Below are 2,431 nucleotides of genomic sequence, written 5' to 3' on the forward strand. Positions count from 1 at the left end.
CACCGCCTCCTTCTTCCCCGGCGCCACCGGGCTCGAAGCCGCCATCGACACCGCGGCGCCGCACGGCTCGCCGCCATCCGCGCCGCAGCGGCGGGCGAGCCGCGCATCACGTTCACGCTGGCGCCGCTGCTTGCCGCCGACACGCTTCTGCTGCACATCGAGGGCAAGGTGAAGCGGGAGGTGCTGGGGGCGGCCTCCCGTCCCGGTCCGGACGGCGTGATGCCGATCCGGGCCGTGCTCCGCCATGCCCGGCGCCCCCTTGATGTCCTGTGGTGCCCCTGATGGAGACATGCATGCGCGAGACCGAGGTCCTCTGGCAGTCCCTTTCGGCCGCCTGGACGGCGGACCGGGAACGCCCGCTCCGGGAGGTGGTCGCCGAGCCCGGGCGGTTCGAGGACTTCTCCTGCGCCTTCGGCGACCTGCTGCTCGACTTCTCCAAGACCGCGCTCACCAAGGACAGCCTCGGCCTGCTGCTGGACCTCGTCCGGGCCGCGGGCGTGCCCGCGCGGCGCGACGCCATGTTCGCGGGCGAAAAGATCAACGCCACCGAGCGCCGCAGCGTGCTGCACGTCGCCTTGCGCGACGGCGAGGACGCGCCGCTCGCGGTGGACGGCGCGGACGTGAAGGCGCCGGTGCGCGAGACCCTGGCGCGCCTGTTCGCCTTCGCCGACGAGGTGCGATCCGGCGCCATCGCCGGTGCCACGGGCAAGCGCTTCACGGACGTGGTGAATATCGGCATCGGCGGCTCGGACCTCGGCCCGGCAATGGTGACGGGGGCGCTCGCGCCCTACCATGACGGCCCCGCGCTGCCATTTTCGTCTCCAACGTCGACGGCGCCCACATCGCCGACACGCTGAAGGGGCTCGACCCGGCCACCACGCTGTTCGTCATCGCCTCGAAGACCTTCACCACGGTGGAGACCATGTGCAACGCGGCCACCGCCCGCGCCTTCATTAAGGGCGCGCTGGGCGAGGCGGCGGTGGCGGACCATTTCGCCGCCGTGTCCACCGCGCTCGATAAGGTGGGCGCGTTCGGCATCCGCCCCGAGCGCACGTTCGGCTTCTGGGACTGGGTGGGCGGGCGCTATTCGGTGTGGTCCGCCATCGGCCTGCCGGTGATGATCGCGGTGGGGCCGCAGAACTTCCGCGAGTTCCTGGCCGGCGCCGCCGCCATGGACGAGCATTTCCGCACCGCGCCGACGGAGATCAACCTGCCGGTGCTGCTCGCGGCGGTCGGCCTGTTCCACCGCAACGTCTGCGGTTTCCCGAGCCGCGCCGTGATCCCCTACGACCAGCGGCTCGCGCGCTTTCCCGCCTATCTTCAGCAGCTCGACATGGAGAGCAACGGCAAGAGCGTGACGCTCGACGGCAAGCCCGTGGAGCGGCCCACCGGGCCGATCGTCTGGGGCGAGCCGGGCACCAATTCCCAGCACGCTTTCTTCCAGCTCATCCACCAGGGCACGGACGTGATCCCGGTGGAATTCCTGATCGCCGCCGAGGGCCACGAGCCGAAGCTTCTGGAGCACCACCAGCTTCTGGTGGCCAATTGCCTGGCCCAGTCGGAAGCGCTGATGCGCGGGCGCACCCTGGAGGAAGCGGCGGCGCAGCTGCGCGCCAAGGGTCTCGACGAGGCCGAGGTGGCGCGGCTCGCGCCGCACCGGGTGTTTCCCGGCAGCCGGCCCTCGGTGACGCTGGCCTATGCCCAGCTCGATCCCTTCACCCTCGGCCGCCTGATCGCGCTCTACGAGCACCGGGTGTTCGTCGAGGCGGCGGTGTGGGGCATCAATGCCTACGATCAGTGGGGCGTGGAGCTGGGCAAGGAGCTTGCCACCGAGCTGCTGCCGGCGGTGATGGACGCCAAAATGCCGCCCGGTGCCTCGGCCTCCACCTTGGGACTGCTGGCGCACCTGAAAGAGATCGGCGGCCGCTGAGGCGTCATGCTGCCATGCGGCAAAGACAGGGCTCAGTTTCGTATTATGTATACCAGTTTGCCGCCTGGGTGAGCCACCATGCGGCCCGAAGCCGGGAGGTCACCTCCCGGCCGGCGCTTCGGCGCCCGGAGGTAGATATGCGTGCTCTCGACTTCGCCGCCCTCGGCATCTTCGGCATCACACTGACCGCGGCCACCATCGGCCTATCGTCTCCGCAGCCCTTCCTGGCGGCCGGCGGCGACGTGGGCCTGCCCATCGCCGATGCCCTCGCGGATGCGCCGGGCGGCCCGCGCCTCGCGGGCGTCCGCTTGGCCGGCGAGCGCTCCGGCGAGACGCGCGGTCACGTGGGCGAGCCCGTCCCCCCGCGCCTTCTGAACGCGGAACCCAGCCTGACCGCGGGGCGAAGGTGGCGGCCGGGCCGCAAGAAAATGGACCCGACCGCAGGTCGGGGCCAAGCAGGGGGCCCGACCCGGCAGGGCCGGTGGAGGGACGTTCGAGGCG

Annotated in this window: 2 protein-coding genes and 1 pseudogene; all 3 read left to right on the forward strand. The window is 71.3% G+C overall.

Annotation, left to right across the window (positions count from 1 at the left end; translation table 11 throughout):
- Window positions 1-282: 6-phosphogluconolactonase (locus tag AC2W7M_RS23800; protein ID WP_486135433.1), on the forward strand; the 282-nt coding region annotated here is incomplete at its 5' end.
- Window positions 282-1,930 (forward strand): annotated as a pseudogene (gene pgi / locus AC2W7M_RS23805) (glucose-6-phosphate isomerase). The gene AC2W7M_RS23800 and the pseudogene pgi, both read left to right, overlap by 1 nt.
- 137 nt (window positions 1,931-2,067) lie before the next feature.
- Window positions 2,068-2,431: hypothetical protein (locus AC2W7M_RS23810; protein ID WP_486135435.1), on the forward strand; the 364-nt coding region annotated here is incomplete at its 3' end.

Source organism: Xanthobacter sp. BG11Y11_SDJG, from assembly GCF_057364445.1.